Raw genomic sequence first — 15,611 nt, forward strand, 5'->3', positions numbered from 1 at the left:
GCGCTACGCGAGCAGCAGGGCGCGGTCCCACGTGGGCTCGGTGTCCGTGGCCGCCGCCAGCAGGGCGAGGGCCACACCGGCCGCCCCGTCGAGGAAGCCGGGGTCGTCGGCCCGTGGGAAGCGCGCGGTCGCCAGCCCTTCGACTGCCGTGGTGAGTTCGGGGTCGCCGGTGTCGTGGGCGAAGCGCGCGGTGATGTGGAGCAGGCCGGCCAGGCCGTGGCACAGGCCAGGGTCGACGTCGATACGGCGTGCCGCGGCGGGGCGCCGGTGGACGGCCTTGAGCGCCCGTACCGCGAGCTCGCGCGGGGCCGTGTCGCCGAGTGCCGTCCCCGCCAGCCAGAGGGCGCGGGCGATGCCGGGGCTCCCCCGGCACCACGAGGCGCGTACGGGCGTGCCCGTGGCCGGGCCGGTCCAGTTGGGGCCCCACGGATCGTCGGCGCGCCGTTCGGTGAGCAGCGCGGTGTACCCGGCGACGGCTTCGCGCTGGCCGGGTACGGTGACGCCCTCGCCGAGGGCCAGTGCCAGCAGGGCGAGCGGTCCGGACACTCCGTGGGCGACGCCGCAGTCGGGTGGGGGCCGGCGGCTTGCGGCGGTGGTGAGGGCGGTGAGGACGTCGCGCAGGGCGGCCAGTGAGGCGGGCTCGTGGTGCCGGCCGAGGAGGTGGGCGCCCGCTCCGGTCAGCCCGGAGACGAGGTCGAGGGCGCGCTCCGGAGGGTCGTCGCCGAGCTCCTTGGCCCGTCGGGACGCTTCGGTGACGACGTGGGTGTGCGCGGTCGGCAGGTCGTGTCCGAGCACCCGCGCGGCGAGGGCCAGGCCGGCCGCGCCTCCGAAGAGGCCGGCCGAGGCGCCGGTCCGCTCGTACTCCCGTGCCACCGCGGCCAGGTAGTCCTCGGCGAGCGTCTTCCAGCCCCGGCCGGGCAGGCAGCGGTCCAGCTGGTGGTAGGCGAGGGCCAGGCCGGCGGCGCCGGCGGCGAGGTGGGGTCGTACGCGGCGGGGCACGCGGTGCGGGCGGGCGGCGGACAGGACACGGGCGAGCGTGGTGGCGGCCGTGGCCGGGGACAGCAGGGGGCGCCATGGCCGACCGGGCGCGCCGGTCATGTGCCCTCTCCTCTGCCTGGTCGTCCGGGAGTTCTGTGCGGCCTCCGCCGCCGGTGGGTGGCCGCCGCACAGAACGGTCGGGCGGGCGTCAGCCCTTGCAGCGCGGCCCGATTTCGGTGCACTGGCCGCTCGTGTGGTCGGTGTCGCAGCACATCGCGGGTTCCAGTGCCTGCTCGTCGGTCTCCGGCAGTTCCTGGAGCTCCAGGACCATGTCCTCCATGGGTATCACCTCCTCTCGGGTCGGTCCGGGGCGGGTGACGTGTGGTCGGTCCGGTCGGCCGTCCAGGGCCGGCCGCCGCCGTGTTTGAGGCGCAGCAGGAGGTCCAGGGCTCCGGCCAGGCCGACGTGGTAGCTCACGCAGAAGTCGCGGAGGGTGTCGTCGGGGACGACCAGCCGGCCGTCGCGCCGGGCGGCCCGTGCGTGGAGGCAGTAGGCGGCCTCGGCGGCCCGGGTCCGGTAGGTGTCGTCGCCGGTGGCGTCGGCCAGGTCGAGGAGCAGCTGGGCGTTGCCCGCCACGCCGTGGCAGGTGCCGGTGCCGAGCCGCCAGCGGTCCCGGTGGGCGGCGCGCGCCGCCAGTTCGGCGTGCTCGCGGAAGCGCGGCTCGCCGGTGGCCTGCCACAGCCGGATGAGGGTGGTGCCGATGCCGGAGGCGCCGTTGCACCAGAAGTCGAGGCCCATCCGCTCGGTGCGGCCCGGTCCCTTGGGCCAGACGGCGATGTCGCCCCGGCGCTCGGCGAGCGCGCACAGCGCGTGTCCGCCGCCGATCGCGATGTCGGCGAGTTCCGGGCGGTCGAGCTCACTGCCTGCGGCGAGCAGGAACGCGGCGTGGCCCGCGACACCGTGGCCGAAGCCGTACGAACCGGAGCCCGCGAGTTCGCGGCGGTGCGGCGGGCCGAGCGGCCAGTCCACTCCCCCGCCGGCCCGGTCGGCCTCGGCGGTGAGGCGGATCACGCTGTCCGCGCAGGCGGACGCCCGTTCGGCGAAGCGCTCGTCGCCCGTGGTGCGCCACAGGCGCAGCTGGGCGAGCCCGGCGCCGGAGAGGCCGTGGCAGACGTCCGGGTCGGCACGGTCCAGGGGGATGTCGAGGGCGTACTGCCGGGCGCGGGCCGCGAGGCCGGGGTCGTCGAGGGTGCGTGCCGCGTCGTGCAGCGCCCAGACGGTGCCGGAGCGGCCGAAGTAGAGCCCGGGCAGGGTCCGGCCGGGCAGGGCGAGTCGTGCGTCGATCCAGTGGGTGGCCGTGCGGAGCAGGGGGGCGAGGGCGGGGGCCTCACCCGTGCGGACGGCTCTGTCGAGTACGGCGAGGACGCCCGCCGCTCCTTGCTGGAGGTTGCAGGGGTCGCCCTCGGGCAGGGAGGCGGGCCTGGGCCACAGGTGCTCGGCGGTCGGGTCGGGGTCGACGGTCGCGGCGATGTGGGCGAGGCCGTCGCCGAGCAGGCGGTCGAGGTCGGGGCCGGTGAGGGCGGGCGACGGGGTGGGCGGCGGGGTGGCCGGTTCGGCTCGTAGGAAGGTGGCCGCCGCCTCCAGTGGCCGGCGGGCCGGTGGGTCGGCGATGAGGCCGAGGACGAGTGGCGCCAGGGCGCGGAGGGCGGGGCAGTCCGGGGCGGCGGCCGCCACGAGCGTCGCGAGGCGTTCGCCGGGCGGGCGCGCGGGCGGTGTGTCCGGGGCGAGGACGGGGTTGATGCCGGCGGTGGCGTGCAGCAGGGTGACGCCCAGGCTGTAGCAGTCGGCTTCGGGGCCCGGTGCGGGACCGGCCTCCGTCCGGGAGAGGTATTCGGGCGCGGTGAAGCCCTGCGTGCCCAGTACGGGGGCCGTGTCCCCGGTGCGCACGGCCCCTTCCAGGTCGACGAGGACGGGCGTGCCGTCGGGCCGCACGAGGACGTTGGTCGGTTTGAGGTCGCGGAGTACGAATCCGGCCGCGTGCACCACGCCGATCAGGCGGGTGAGGTCGCGCGCGAGCCGCCGGGCGTCCGCGACCGGTAGCCGGCCGCCATGGCGCGAGGCCCTGTCGGCCGACCACTGCTGGAGGTTCTCGCCGTCGATCAGGTCCTCGGCGAGGAAGACGTGTCCCCCGGCCTCGAAGACGCCGTGCGGGGCGGGCGCGACACCGTGCGGGGCCAGCAGGGACAGCACCTCGGCCTCGTGCCGCAGCCGGTCCCGGGCGTCGGTCCCGCCGGGCTGGGCTCCGACGTGCGGCCGGGCCTCCTTCAGGAGGACGTCCCGGCCGGTGTGGCGGTCCCGGGCGCGGTAGACGCCGCCGCGGTTGGAGTGGCGGATCGCCTCGTGGACGAGGTAGCGGTCGGCGAGGAGGACGGGGCCGCCCCGGGAGCGGGGGCGTTCGGGGACGTCGTCGAAGGGCGGGCGGGCCCAGGCGGGCGGGGAGAACCAGGGGTTGCGTTCGTCGGTGACGTAGGTTCCGTCGGGTGCCTGGAGCCGCCCGCGGTAGAAACCCTCGTCGTCGAGCTCGCGCGGCGGGGAGAAGCAGCCGTAGCGGTAGTGGACCAGGCTGCCGGGGCGGTACCGCCGGTCCGAGAGGATCACGGGGCCGGCGAGTCCGAGGGTGGCTCGGTGCAGCTCCTCGGCGAGGGTGCGCAGCTGCTCGTCGTCGGCGGGGTAGGCGGTGAGGAACTTGCCGGAGTGCGGCCTCGGGGCCCGTACCGAGGTGAGGTCGGCGGTGACGCGCGGCGATACCGCGAACTTGAACGCGCAGCCGTGCGCCACGAGGACGCGAGCCGCGTGCTCCAGCACCTGGTGGGCCGAGGCGACGGTCGCCGACACATGGAGCTTCCACCCCTGTCGCCGAGGGCGGTACCCCGGTGGCGCGAGCGCGCACCACGTCTCGCCGTTCCTCATGCTCCACGCGGAGCGCTCGGCCCCGAGGATCCGCGTGGCGATCGACTGGTAGCTCGCCCGGGGGCCCACCGTCACGCCGTCAGAATGGCATGGGCCCCGGCCCCGGGCAACGGTCCGGTCGGTGGGCGCGGAGGGTTCCGCGGGGGGCGGTCATGACCGGCGAAGCCACCCGTATCGCACCAATGGCATGATCGGACTCTCGACGAGCGCCCCCTCGCCCGTCCCGCACCGGAAGGCCACGCTGTCCGGCACGAAGAGTGACCGCTTCAACAACGTCTAACAAATCGGCCAAACAATTGATATCTATAAACCACAGAATTGATTTCGCCGCGTGGCGTAGGCCACGGGTGATCCTGTGGGCCACGGCGGGTGTGGTGGCCCTTGGATTCCTCATCGCGCTGGAGATCGTCGCCCGTCGCTACGCCGGCGTACCGGGGCCGATCACCAACCAGGCGAAAGAGGTGATTTTCGCCCCCAAGCCGGGGCCGCTGTACGGCGGTCTGGCGTTGATGATGGTGGTGCTCACCTGGCGGCAGCGGTTCATCGCGGCCGGTGCCGCGGTCGGCATCGACGTCGTCTTCGTGCTGGTGCGGTGGGCGGTCGGCGCCGACATGTCCGACGGCCGTTACTTCGGCAACGGCGCGTTGTGGGTGATGCTGGGCTGCGCCGTCATCGCCGTCACGCGCCGCACCGGCCGGGAGCGCGTCCTGCTGCTGCAGGGCGTCGGGCTGGGCCTGCTGCTGGTGGCCGGTCGCAAGACCGGCGACACCTGGCTGCTCATCACCTCGAAGACCCGCCCGACGGTGCTCGACCAGTACGTGGCGACCGCCGATCACGCGCTGGGCAACCCCTCGTGGCTGGCGGGCCGGATCCTCAAGGCCACCGGCCCGGTCGGCATTCACGTCCTCGACCTGGTCTATGCCCAGCTCGCGGTGGCGGCGGTCGCCGTCGCGCTGTACCAGCTGCGCAATGTGGCGACGGAGCGCCGCTTTCCGAGCCACCATCTGGTGCGCACCTTCCTGGTGATCGGCCTCCTCGGGCCGGCCATCTACATGATCTTCCCGGTGGTCGGGCCGATCTTCGCCTACGGTCCGGGCACCTCCGGCACCGGCGGCCTGCAATGGGCGGTGGCCGACCTGTGGCCGCACACGCCGCCGGCGATCGGCGTCCCGCACCCGGTGCCGTACGACGGGATCACCCCGCGCAACTGCATGCCCAGCCTCCACACGGCGTGGGCCACCGCGATCTTCATCCATTCCCGCAAGGGACCGCGCGCCCTGCGGTACGCGGGAACGTTCTGGCTGGTCGCCACGCTCAGCGCGACCCTGGGATTCGGCTACCACTACGGCGCGGACCTGATCGCCGGTGTGGTGTTCTCGCTGACGATCGAGGCGGGCCTGCGCTCGCTCGACCGCGGCTGGGACCGGTCGGGAACCCGGCTGGTCGCCTACGGCGCGACGGTCTTCACCGTGCTCCTGCTGTCCTATCGCTATCTGCCGGTGGAGATGGCCGGGCATCCGTGGCTGTCCGGACCGCTTCTCGTCCTGGCGATGGGCTCGGTGATCTACGGCTACGTACGGACCACCAGGTCGTGGGAGCCGAAGGCCGCGCCGGCGCGGCGACCGGAACCGCAACTCGAACTCGTGTGAGTCATCGACGACGGGAGCCACCGGCCTGGCCAGGCCGGTGGCTCCCGTCGTTCGGGCAGATCACGTTCGGGTGGGTCACTGATGGGGGGACGACTCCCCGCGGTGGCCCCAGCCGAGGACGTCCTCCTCGGGCGCGGGCTTGTAACCACCCTCCGTCGTCTTCTCCGCTTCCTTCGCTTTTACCGCCGCCCTTTCCTTCTTCTCCTGCTTTTCCCGCTGCTTTCGCTCGTGTTCGGCTGCGCGGGATTCCTTGTTTCCCCATTTCGGCAGTCCGACCATGGCGGGCCCCCTCTCGCATCGGACTTCCGCGACAATTTCAGGTTCACACGGGGGCGCGGGGCACGCATCCGGCCACCGCGGCGCCGTCGGCGAGTGGACCGGCGAGGTCTCGCGGAGGAGCCTGGAGTCATGGGGTCGCTCTCGCGCTCGGATCCCCGGCCGGGGCCGGGCGTCCACGGGGGCCTCTTCCGGCTGGGGCAGTGCGTCCCGTTCGCGATCGCCCTGCTGGTGCTGGGCATCGAGTTCTCGCCCGCGCACTTTCTGTACACCGGCCCTCTGCTCACAGCGACACCGGCGCTGGCGGCGGTGACGATGGGACCTCGGGGCACCGTCGCGGCGGCGGCCGTCGCGATGGCCGTCAGCGCGACCACCGCGACCTACAACCACGCCTGGGGCAGCCTCCAGGTCCTCACCAACTTCCTGGCCCTCTTCCTGGTGTCCGGGGCGGGCTTCCTGACGAGCCGCGCCGTGCGGACCCGCCGGCGGAACGAGATCGACCAGGTGCGCCGGATCGCCACGGCGGCGCAGCAGGTCATCCTGCGCCCCGTGCCCGCCCGGCTGGGCCCGGTCGGGGCCGCCGGCATGTATCTCGCGGCGGAGGCGGGGGCGCAGATCGGCGGCGACCTGTACGAGATCACGGAGACCCGGTACGGGGTCCGGGTGATCATCGGGGACGTCAGGGGCAAGGGTCTGCCCGCGGTGCGCTCGGCGGCGGCCGTACTGGGCGCCTTCCGGGAGGCCTCGCACTACGAGGAGGATCTGGTGGAGGTGATGAACCACTGCACGGCCGCGCTGCGGCGGGAGTCCGCCGTACCGGGCGCGTACAGCGAGGACACCCTGCTGGAGGGGTTCGTCACGGCGCTCGTGGCCCAGGTGTCGGAGGGGCCGGCGGAGGAGCCGGTGGTCGAGGTGGTCAACCGGGGACATCCGCCGCCGCTGGTGCTGTCCCGGGGCGAGGTGCGGGCCCTGACCCCTTCCTCGCCTTTGCCACCGCTGTGGCTGGAGGACTTCATGACCGGTCCCCCGGCCGCGGCGGAGAGCCATCCGTTCGCGGTCGGTGACCGTCTCCTGCTGTACACCGACGGCGTGATCGAGGCCCGCGACGGGGACGACCGCTTCTTCCCCCTGGCCGAGGCCATGGAAAGGGTGGCGGAAGGAACCACTCCTGCCGACGCCCCGCGGGACTTCCTCGAACAGCTCCACCGGAGGCTCGTCCTGCACACCCGTGGTCGCTTGGCGGACGACGCGGCGATGCTCCTCGTCGACCGGCTGGAGAGATGAACCCCTCTCTCAGGGTGTCAGGAGCTGTCCGCGAAGCGTCGACACCAGCTCGTCGTCGACGCCGAGCCGCTGCGCGGCGTAGCCCCGCACCGACCCGTACCGCGCGGCGAGTTCGGCCATGAAGAGGCTCATGATCCCGGCTGGGGCGCGGCCGTAGGCGGGCCAACCGAGCGTCAGATGTGGGGGGTAGCGGGCTGGTTCGACGTCGGGGCCCAAGGCGGCCTGGTCGTACGGCCGGTGCTCGATGCTCAGGTTGTGGTAGGCGAGCGAGGGGTGGTGCGGGAGGCGTCCGCTGCGTTCGACCTCCCAGGGGTGTCTGAGGTCGATCACAGTGCGGACGCCCAGCGCGAGGAAGCGGTCCCAGTCCCGGGCGCGCGGGCGTCGAGGCCGGTTCCGCGTCGCGTCTGGGATCCTGGGAGTACAGGCGGTGTGCTGGGGACGGGTCGTGGGCGGGTGCGCCACGGCCGGGAGGAGCGGACTGTGACCGATCGTAAACCCCGTGTGTCGGACTTCGAGTCGTGGGCGGACAAGCAGATCCGGGAAGCCGAGGAGCGCGGCGACTTCCGCGACCTGCCGGGCTTCGGCCGCCCGCTGGCGGGCATCGACCGGCCCTATGACGCGGACTGGTGGGTCAAGGACAAGATGCGCCGCGAGAACCTCTCGTTCCTGCCGCCGACGCTGGCGTTGCGCAAGGAGGCGGAGGACGCCCTGGCGGCGGCGGTGGCGGCCCGGAGCGAGGAGGAGGCGCGCAGGATCGTCCACGAGATCAACGACAAGATCGCCGCGTCTCTCCGCAGGCCGCCGCCCGGGCCGCCGCTCGGTCTGGTCCCGTTCGTCATCGACGACGTCCTGGCCGCGCGGCGCGAGAAGCGCGGCGACGGCCGACCATGACGTACCGCTCCCGGTCGGACTCGACCTGGTGGACAGGGGCGACACCCGCACACCACTAAGATCGTTCACTTGTCCGACCAGGAGGAAACATTGCGCAAGATCATCACGGGTGTGGCTCTCGCCCTGACCGCGGCTCTTCTGACGGGATGCGGCAGCGGCGACAGCAGCCCGGCGGCCGCCGACAAGCCCGCGACGTCCGCGCAGCCGAAGGCGAAGGCGGAAGGCGGGAGCGGCGAGGTCAAGCACGAGGTGACGCTGGAAGTCCTCGGCAGCGAAACGACGTCGGTCTACTACAACCTGGACACCAACAAGATGGAACAGGTGCAGTTGCCCTGGAAGAAGACCTCCACCATCACCTTGACGACGGACGCCGAGAAGAAGGTGGGCCTGCTGGTGTCGGTCGTCCCCGGCTCCGTTCACGGCCCTGACGGCATGCTGCACGCGGCGCCCTGCGTCATCACCGTCGACGGGAAGAAGGTCGCGGACAACCAGGACGGCAAGTCCGACAAGATGTGCGAGTACAAGGTGAAGTGACGGTTCCGGTCTCCCTCCGCCTCGGGAGGCTTCCGGTGCCGCGAGGCTGGGAACGGTCTTTGCGACCAGGAAGCCGGTGCGCGATACCGCGCCGGGTGTGGCGGAAGGGGCTGCGATGGCGGAGGAATCGGCTCGGGAGCCGCTGATCGTCTCGGACGAGGTGCGGGAGGCGCTGGACCTCGGCCGGCCGGTGGTGGCCCTGGAGTCGACGATCATCGCGCACGGGCTGCCCCGGCCGCGGAACCTGCGGGTGGCGGAGGAGCTGGAGGAACTCGTACGGGCCGGTGGTGCCGTACCCGCGACCGTCGCGGTGCTGGACGGCCGGCCGCACGTCGGCCTGGACAAGGCGCGACTGGCGCGGGTGGCGGGCGAGGACGGGCTGCGCAAGCTGGGGAGCCGCGATCTGGCGCCGGCGGTGGCGGCGGGGGCGAGCGGGGCGACGACGGTGTCGGGGACGGCGTTCCTCGCGGAACGGGCCGGGATCCGCGTGTTCGCGACGGGCGGCCTGGGCGGCGTCCACCGCGAGTGGGCACAGACGCAGGACGAGTCCGCCGATCTGCGCCTGCTGGCGCGGACCCGGATCGCGGTGGTGTGCGCGGGGGTGAAGTCGGTCCTGGACGTCCCCGCGACATTGCAGCGCCTGGAGACGCTGGGCGTGGGGGTACTGGGTTTCCGGACGCGGGAATTCCCCGGCTTCTACCTCACCGGCTCCGGCGTGCCGGTCGACTGGACGGTCGGGACGGCGGCGGAGGTGGCGGACGTGCTGCGCGCCCAGGACGCGCTGGGTGGCCCGCCCTCGGCTCTCGTCGTCGCGAACCCCGTCCCCGTGGATCAGCAGCTGGACCCGGCGCTGCACGACCGGGTGCTGGCCGGGGCGCTGGCGGCGTGCGCGCGGGAGGGCGTCACCGGGCAGGCGGTCACACCGTTCCTCCTCGACCATCTCTTCCGGCACACCGACGGCGCGTCCTTGGAGGCCAACGTGGCGGCGGTGCGCGGCAACGTCCGGCTGGCGGCCGAGATCGCCAAGGCGTACGCCGCGTGACGGGCGGTGGGCCGGGCGGTGGGTCGGAAGGCGGGTCGAGAGGGCTGCTCGTCGTCGGCGACGTGGTGACCGACATCGTCGCCCGCCACCGCTCCCCGCTCGCGCCCGCGACCGACACGGCGGCCCGCATCGCCTCCCTGCCCGGCGGCGCCGGGGCCAACGTGGCCTGCTGGGCGGCCCGTTCGGGCGCCGAGGACGTCCGTATCCTGGCCCGGGTGGGCGCGGACGCGGTGGACGCGCACGAGCGCGTGCTCCGCGCGGCCGGTGTCCGGCCGCGTCTGGTGGCCGATCCCGCCGCGCCGACCGGCACGGTCATCTGTCTGGTCGGCGCCGACGGCGAGCGGACGTTCCTCACCGACAGCGGCGCGGTGCTGCGCCTGTCCACCGCCGACTGGGACGGCGAGCTGCTCGCCGGGGTCGGTCATCTGCATGTGTCCGGCTATCTCTTCTTCGCCGACGCCAGCCGCGCGGCGGCCCGGCTGGCGATGGAGGCGGCCCGCGCCCGTTCCATACCGGTGAGCGTCGACCCGGCGTCGGCGGGTTTCATCGCCGGCTTCGGTACGGACCGTTTCCTGGCGGCGCTCGCCGGAGTGGACGTCCTCCTGCCCAGTCACCACGAGGCGGCGCTGCTGACGGGGCGTTCCGAGCCGGCCGAGGCGGCGGCCGAGCTGAGCCGGCGCTTTCCGCTCGTGGTGTCGACGAGGGGCGCGCGGGGCGCGCTGGTGGCAGCGTCGGGCGCGATCGTCGCCCGGGTGCCGGCCCGCCCCGCGACGGCCGTGGACACAACAGGTGCGGGTGACGCCTTCACCGGCGGTTTCCTCGCGGCCCGTCTCGCGGGCCACGGCCCGGTCGAGGCCGCGCGGCACGGCTGCCGGACCGCCGCCGAGGCCGTCACCGTCATCGGCGGCCGGCCGCGCGACCCGGGATGACGGCCTTCACGACGTCCGGTGACGGAGGCGGCGAATTCGCTGGCACGGCGGGTTGTCCCTGTGACAGGGTGCGCTGCCGTGAGAGACATCGACAGCATCACGATCACGACACTCGCCGAGCGCCCGGCGCTGATTCCCAGGATCTACGAGATCGACGACACCTGGCCGTACTTCACCGCCCACGAGCCGGTGGTGGGTGCCCTGTTGGGCCGGGTGCCCGAGGACTTTCCCGACTACTGCGTCGTGGCGACGGACGCGACGGACGGCGACCGTGTCGTGGCGCGCGGGCTGAGCGTGCCCTTCAACGCCTCGCTCGACGGGCGCGAGGAGACGCCGGACCAGGGGTGGGACCGGGTCCTGGTGTGGGCGTCCGACGACCGGCTACGCGGCGTAGCCCCCACGACGGCGAGCGCGCTGGAGATAACCGTGGACAGGGAACACCTCGGCCGCGGCCTGTCCTCCCGCATGCTCACCGCGATGCGGGAGGCCGTCGGCCGGCAGGGCCACGACGTGCTCCTGGCTCCCGTGCGGCCCACGGCCAAGCACCTGGAGCCGCGCGTCCCCATGGCCGACTACGCGCTCCGGCGGCGCGACGACGGCCTGCCGGCCGACCCGTGGCTGCGGGTGCACGTCAGGGCCGGTGGTGTCATCGAGAAGGTCGCTCCGGCGTCGATGACGGTCAGCGGCTCCCTGGCCGAGTGGCGGCGGTGGACCGGGCTGCCCTTCGACCGCGACGGCGACGTCGAGGTGCCGGGCGCGCTCACCCCGGTGCGCTGCGACGTCGCGCACGACCGGGCGGTCTACGTCGAGCCCAACGTCTGGGTCCGGCACCGCGCCGGCGGCCGGCCGGGGTGATCGAATGACCGGACGCCGTTCTTTACTGTGGTGGAGGGAATGGGCTCGCGGCCTGCCCCTGTGACGTGTCCGGTGTCGTCTCCCGCTCGTTCTTGTCGTGGAGGCTCTTCCGTCGACGATCGAAGGAGTCATGATGCGACGAGTCCTTGCGACGGCCGCCCTGGCCATGGCCGCCCTGGGCGCGGGTGCCGTCGGGCCGGGGGCCACCGCGTACGCCGCCCCGCTGCCCAGCGGGCTCGACCTGAAGGGCGTCACCATGGATCCCGGTAATCTGGGGTCGGCGGTGGACGAGGCCGCCCAGAAGTCGACGAGGGTGATCGGCGACGCCGGGGGCGGTGCCGTCGGCAAGGTGGTCCCCGCGGCCGGCCGGACGGGCGGGACGGCCGTGAAGTCGTCGACGTCCGCCGTCCAGCAGACCATCGGCCGCGCGGCGGGGTCGGCGGGTGAGACTGTCGGCGAGACCGCGAAGGCGGCCACCAAGGACGGTCCGCCCTTCGGGAGGCTGGCGCCCGGAAGGTTGGGGCACCTGCCTTCCTGACGCCCCCTCCCTGGCAGGGGTGCCCGCCACCGGCCGGTCCGCGCCCGGGGCGCTCCGGACCGGCCGGATGGGGTTACGGAAGGTCGTCCAGGTCGTCGAGGCCGTCCCGGTCGTCGCTCAGGTTGTCGTTGAGGTCGTCGTTGAGCCGCCGGCGCCGCTCGTCCTGCTGCCCGCCCTGCATGCTCTGCCGGGACTGCTCGCGCTGCCCCAGCGTCTCCTCCGTCATGTCCTCGACGTAGTCGCCGTCGTCGCGGTACGGGTCGCGTTCCCTGCTGCTGTCCATGCCGTGCTCACTCCTCGACGAGACGGGCGGTGGGCGGCTTCGCCCCCAGCAGCCTCACACGCACCCGCTCGACGTGCATGTCGGCCGCCGGTGCGCGGGTCAGGTCGTGGGGCCCTGCATGTGTTCGCTGACCCACTGAATAAGACCCCCGGCCTCCATGTTGGGGACGTACGAGGCCGCGTTGTGCTCGCCGCCGACGTTGATCCGGTACTTCGTCTTGATCGGGCCCTTGTTGTTGCCGTACTTGGCGAGGAAGCGGTCGATGGGCGGCTTGACCGGTTCGTTGGAGCCGACCTGGAAGGCGAGGTAGACCTCGGGGCCCTTCTTGGCGATGAGGCGCTGGGCGAGGACGTCGGAGTTGTTGTCGGCCTTCTCCTTCTCGTGGCCGGCCCACAGGCGGGAGTCGGGCACGATGTCGGGGCCGGAGGCGATGACCGCCTTGAACTGGTCGGGCTTCTGGAGGACCGACTTCAGGCCCGCGGAGGCACCGGTGGAAGAGCCCATGAAGGCCCAGCCGTCACGCGACTTGATGGTGCGGAAGTTCTCCTTGACGAGCTGGGGAACGTCCTCGGTGAGCCAGGTGCCCATCTTGGGCTGGCCGGGGATGTCGCTGCCGTCCCAGTAGAGCCCGGCCTTGGGGTCCTTGGGGTCCTTGTCGTGGTTCTCGGGGTTGAGGACCGGCATGGCGATGATGAAGGGGAGGCTCTTGCCTTCCTGGGCCCACTTGGAGATGGACGCCTCGAGCTTGAGGTCGGTGCCCATCCAGTAGTTGTTGGGGTACCCGGCGCCGCCGGGGAGGGCGATGAGGACGGGGAAGCCGCTCTTGGCGTACTTCGGGTCGTCGTACTCCTTGGGGGCCCAGACCCAGACCTTGCCTTCGAAGCCGGACTTCTTGCCCTTGTAGGTGGTGACGGCGATCTTGGTGCCGTCCTCGGGGACGGTGCCGGAGATCTTGAAGCCGGCCTTGGGGCCGAGGGGCATCTGGGCCTTGGAGCCGGGTGCCTGGTCGCCGTTCTTGCCGTCGCCCGACCCGCCGAAGGAGATCGCGTCGCCCTTGTCCGTGAACGGGGGTATCTCGTAGTAGGACATCACCGGCCAGGCGATGAGACCGAGCGTGACGACGGACGCCCCAGCGATCACCCAGCGTTTGGCGCGGGAGGGACGGCGCCGGGCCTGGTAGGTCGTGGGCGACTGGTACGACATCGGAAATCCTTACTGCGGTGACGACAAGGGCGCGGATACTGCTGGATAGCTGTGACATCCGTAAGGAGTGGGCCCGTCCGGCAGCGGGTTCCGGCTGTCACAGAATGATGATGTTTCCCCGGGCCTGACGCGTGGCGCGGCCGTCACGGGGAGTGCGGGAACGGGACCGCGAGCGGAACCGGCCCCTGCTTCGAGGGTAGACGGCCGGCTGTGCCCTCAGATGCCGAAGGGCGCCGCGTAGCGGACCGTGCCTGCCGGCAGCGGGTGGGCGTCGTCCAGGGCGAGGGCCATCAGCGCCTCGTCGGGGACGTCGATGGTCACGCCGATGCCATGGGCCGAGGCGCGCCCGAAGCCGAAGCGCGGGTAGTACGCCGGGTGCCCGAGGACGACGACGTAGCGCTCGCCCATCTCCCCGGCCGCCCGCAGCGCGGCGCGGACGGCTGCCGATCCGGCGCCGCTCCTCTGCAGCCCGGGCCGCACGGCGACGGGGGCCAGGCACAGGGCGGGGGTGTCGCCGATGTGGCAGCGCGTCAGCAGCGCGTGACCGACGGGTTCGCCACCCTCGTCGGTGACGACGAGGGACAGGCCGTCGATCCATGACGGGTCGCCGCGCAGGGCGTCGACGAGGTCGGCCTCGTCCGGGGTGCCGAACGCGGTGAGGTTGATCTCACGGATGGCGGGAATGTCGGCGCCGGTCTCGGCGCGGGTGTGCCACTGGTCGTGGATACGCATGACGGAACGAGGATCCGTTTCGTGTGGGCCAGCGGAAACCCCTCGAAGCTAGCACGCGCCGGCCGGTTCGTCCTTCGATTCAGGGAGGGGTCCTGCCGGGCTCTGTCAGGTCAGCGGGGTGCCAGGCCGGTGCGGCCGCCGCGCAGGTCGTAGAGCACGTCGACCTTGGTGAAGGCGGGCAGCCCGGCGATGATCACCGCCTGTTCCTGTCTGCCGTAGCTGAGCAGGGGGGTGCTCAGGGCGTTCAGCGGCTGGCTGAGGGCCTCCTTGGTGGGCATCCGGTAGGTCCAGGTCCAGTCGGCCGACGTGACGGTGAGCGCGACCTGCCGGCCGTAGGTGTCCACGACGCCGCCCGGGAGCAGCGTGCCGAGGGCGGGCCCGGCCGGGCGGGGGGCCTCCAGGGCGAGGGTGGGGGTGCCGGTGTCGAAGACGACGGGTGCGCACTCGTGGTCCAGGACGCCGGTCACGGTCAGGCACGCCTTCATGGGGGCGGGGTCCCAGGAGGTCATCGCGGTCGGGGCGGCGCCAGGCCGGGGTCGTGCGGTGACCGTCCGTTTCAGGTCGGCCGTCCTGAACCGCGCCACGGTCCCGGGCGGCGGGTTGAGCCGGAGCTGGGGGTGTTCCTCGTCGAAGTGGACGATGAAGGATCCGTCGCCGGTGAGGCCGGACATGGGGTTGGCGCAGCAGCCCTTGACGCCCTGGTCGCGTTCGGCCATGCCGATGCCGAGGATGCCGTCGAAGACGCCGCCGAACTCCTCCGGTGTGCCGCCGTGCGCCGCCGCGCAGTCGGGGGCCTGGTCGACGCATCCGAGGGAGTCGACGAGCAGGATGGTCTGGTTGTCGGCGGTGGCGGCGCCGAGGCGGAGGGTGGCCCGGGCCTCCCTGCCGCTGATCTTCAGCCCGCTGAGGAAGCTGCTGCTTCCGGTGGCGCCGGTGGGGGTCGCGTCGTCCCCGACGGCGGAGGCGAGCACTTTCAGCCCGGTGGATCCCGTGTCCACCAGCAGATTCGCCGACCGTGAGCCGATGCGGACGGTGGCCTGGAGCCGGGGCACGCTCAGTCTGCCGCCCGCGCTGCCCGCCGACAGGTAGGTCAGGGGCACGCTCGACGCCCGGGAGGCGCCGCCGCTCGCCGTCGACGCGCCCGGTTCGAGGCCGCCGCCGCAGGCTGTCAGCAGCAGGGCGACGAGCGTCGCCGCCGCGGCGGTGGCCAGGTGCCGGAGCCGACGGCGCGGCGGGCGGGGCGGGGGCGTGGCGTGCGAGGGCGGGGAGAGCGGCACGGCGGCTCCGGCTTCTGGCTGGGGCGGGTGCTCCTGCCGCAAGGATCACCGGTGTCCCGGCCCCGCGCCCCGCGACGGCGTCCATTCAGGTACGACCGGCCACGCTTCGTGGCCGGTCGTGGTCTTGCGGATTCCGTGCGGCGCCCCGTGAATCGGTCTGTCGGAGGGAA

General features: G+C 73.0%; 17 protein-coding genes. 8 read left to right on the forward strand and 9 right to left on the reverse strand.

Translation table 11 applies throughout. From position 1 onward, the window contains the following. Positions 1-3 precede the first annotated feature (3 nt). The 3 genes from EKH77_RS00430 to lanL form a co-directional block, all read right to left on the reverse strand. Positions 4-1,098 carry a lanthionine synthetase LanC family protein gene (locus tag EKH77_RS00430; protein WP_126912453.1) on the reverse strand — a complete coding sequence of 365 codons (1,095 nt, stop codon included), beginning with the start codon at positions 1,096-1,098 and terminating at the stop codon, positions 4-6. 88 nt (positions 1,099-1,186) lie between these two features. Beyond that, positions 1,187-1,318 (reverse strand): hypothetical protein, encoded by a 132-nt coding sequence (locus tag EKH77_RS34240; RefSeq protein ID WP_268248359.1) that lies wholly within the window; start codon positions 1,316-1,318, stop codon positions 1,187-1,189. A 5-nt stretch (positions 1,319-1,323) separates the two neighbouring features. After that, on the reverse strand, positions 1,324-4,023 hold the full coding sequence (gene lanL, locus EKH77_RS00435) for a class IV lanthionine synthetase LanL (RefSeq protein WP_240667145.1): 2,700 nt from the start codon (positions 4,021-4,023) through the stop codon (positions 1,324-1,326). A gap of 275 nt (positions 4,024-4,298) precedes the next feature. Between lanL and EKH77_RS00440 the strand changes: the two genes are divergently transcribed. Continuing rightward, the gene (locus EKH77_RS00440; protein WP_126917794.1) at positions 4,299-5,597 is read left to right on the forward strand and encodes a phosphatase PAP2 family protein; all 1,299 of its coding nucleotides are present in this window, start codon (positions 4,299-4,301) and stop codon (positions 5,595-5,597) included. A gap of 75 nt (positions 5,598-5,672) precedes the next feature. Here the strand turns inward: EKH77_RS00440 and EKH77_RS00445 are convergent, their stop codons facing one another. After that, positions 5,673-5,876, reverse strand: coding sequence for a hypothetical protein (locus tag EKH77_RS00445; protein WP_126912454.1), 204 nt, complete (start codon positions 5,874-5,876; stop codon positions 5,673-5,675). Positions 5,877-6,005: 129 nt separating this feature from the next. On the opposite strand from EKH77_RS00445, the gene EKH77_RS00450 reads away from it, so the two are divergent. Further along, on the forward strand, positions 6,006-7,157 hold the full coding sequence (locus tag EKH77_RS00450; protein WP_126912455.1) for a PP2C family protein-serine/threonine phosphatase: 1,152 nt from the start codon (positions 6,006-6,008) through the stop codon (positions 7,155-7,157). A gap of 9 nt (positions 7,158-7,166) precedes the next feature. On the opposite strand, the gene EKH77_RS00455 is transcribed toward EKH77_RS00450, so the two are convergent. Continuing rightward, positions 7,167-7,487 carry a tyrosine-protein phosphatase gene (locus EKH77_RS00455; RefSeq protein WP_240667146.1) on the reverse strand — a complete coding sequence of 107 codons (321 nt, stop codon included), beginning with the start codon at positions 7,485-7,487 and terminating at the stop codon, positions 7,167-7,169. Between the two features lie 150 nt (positions 7,488-7,637). Between EKH77_RS00455 and EKH77_RS00460 the strand changes: the two genes are divergently transcribed. The 6 genes from EKH77_RS00460 to EKH77_RS00485 all read left to right on the forward strand — a co-directional run bounded on the left by EKH77_RS00460 (position 7,638) and on the right by EKH77_RS00485 (position 11,946). Continuing rightward, positions 7,638-8,048 (forward strand): DUF1992 domain-containing protein, encoded by a 411-nt coding sequence (locus EKH77_RS00460; protein ID WP_126912456.1) that lies wholly within the window; start codon positions 7,638-7,640, stop codon positions 8,046-8,048. A 69-nt stretch (positions 8,049-8,117) separates the two neighbouring features. Then, positions 8,118-8,582 (forward strand): hypothetical protein, encoded by a 465-nt coding sequence (locus EKH77_RS00465; RefSeq protein ID WP_126912457.1) that lies wholly within the window; start codon positions 8,118-8,120, stop codon positions 8,580-8,582. Between the two features lie 115 nt (positions 8,583-8,697). Next, on the forward strand, positions 8,698-9,624 hold the full coding sequence (locus EKH77_RS00470; RefSeq protein ID WP_126912458.1) for a pseudouridine-5'-phosphate glycosidase: 927 nt from the start codon (positions 8,698-8,700) through the stop codon (positions 9,622-9,624). Continuing rightward, positions 9,621-10,553: a carbohydrate kinase family protein gene (locus tag EKH77_RS00475; RefSeq protein ID WP_126912459.1), complete on the forward strand. Its 933-nt coding sequence runs from the start codon at positions 9,621-9,623 to the stop codon at positions 10,551-10,553. Before EKH77_RS00470 ends, EKH77_RS00475 begins: the two co-directional genes overlap by 4 nt. A 78-nt stretch (positions 10,554-10,631) precedes the next feature. Beyond that, positions 10,632-11,408 carry an N-acetyltransferase gene (locus EKH77_RS00480; protein WP_126912460.1) on the forward strand — a complete coding sequence of 259 codons (777 nt, stop codon included), beginning with the start codon at positions 10,632-10,634 and terminating at the stop codon, positions 11,406-11,408. A gap of 130 nt (positions 11,409-11,538) precedes the next feature. Next, positions 11,539-11,946, forward strand: a complete 408-nt coding sequence (locus tag EKH77_RS00485) for an ATP-binding protein (RefSeq protein WP_126912461.1) — start codon at positions 11,539-11,541, stop codon at positions 11,944-11,946. Between the two features lie 73 nt (positions 11,947-12,019). Here EKH77_RS00485 and EKH77_RS00490 read toward each other — a convergent pair whose 3' ends face one another. From EKH77_RS00490 to EKH77_RS00505, 4 genes are all read right to left on the reverse strand, one after another. Continuing rightward, positions 12,020-12,229 (reverse strand): hypothetical protein, encoded by a 210-nt coding sequence (locus EKH77_RS00490; RefSeq protein ID WP_126912462.1) that lies wholly within the window; start codon positions 12,227-12,229, stop codon positions 12,020-12,022. Between the two features lie 99 nt (positions 12,230-12,328). Then, positions 12,329-13,432, reverse strand: a complete 1,104-nt coding sequence (locus EKH77_RS00495; RefSeq protein WP_126912463.1) for an alpha/beta hydrolase — start codon at positions 13,430-13,432, stop codon at positions 12,329-12,331. Between the two features lie 216 nt (positions 13,433-13,648). Beyond that, positions 13,649-14,164, reverse strand: a complete 516-nt coding sequence (locus EKH77_RS00500) for a GNAT family N-acetyltransferase (RefSeq protein ID WP_126912464.1) — start codon at positions 14,162-14,164, stop codon at positions 13,649-13,651. Positions 14,165-14,274: 110 nt separating this feature from the next. Then, the gene (locus EKH77_RS00505) at positions 14,275-15,441 is read right to left on the reverse strand and encodes a DUF3443 family protein (RefSeq protein ID WP_164737678.1); all 1,167 of its coding nucleotides are present in this window, start codon (positions 15,439-15,441) and stop codon (positions 14,275-14,277) included. Positions 15,442-15,611 lie beyond the last annotated feature (170 nt).

It is taken from the genome of Streptomyces luteoverticillatus (genome assembly GCF_003970715.1).
In the GTDB taxonomy this organism is placed as follows: Bacteria; Actinomycetota; Actinomycetes; order Streptomycetales; family Streptomycetaceae; genus Streptomyces; species Streptomyces abikoensis.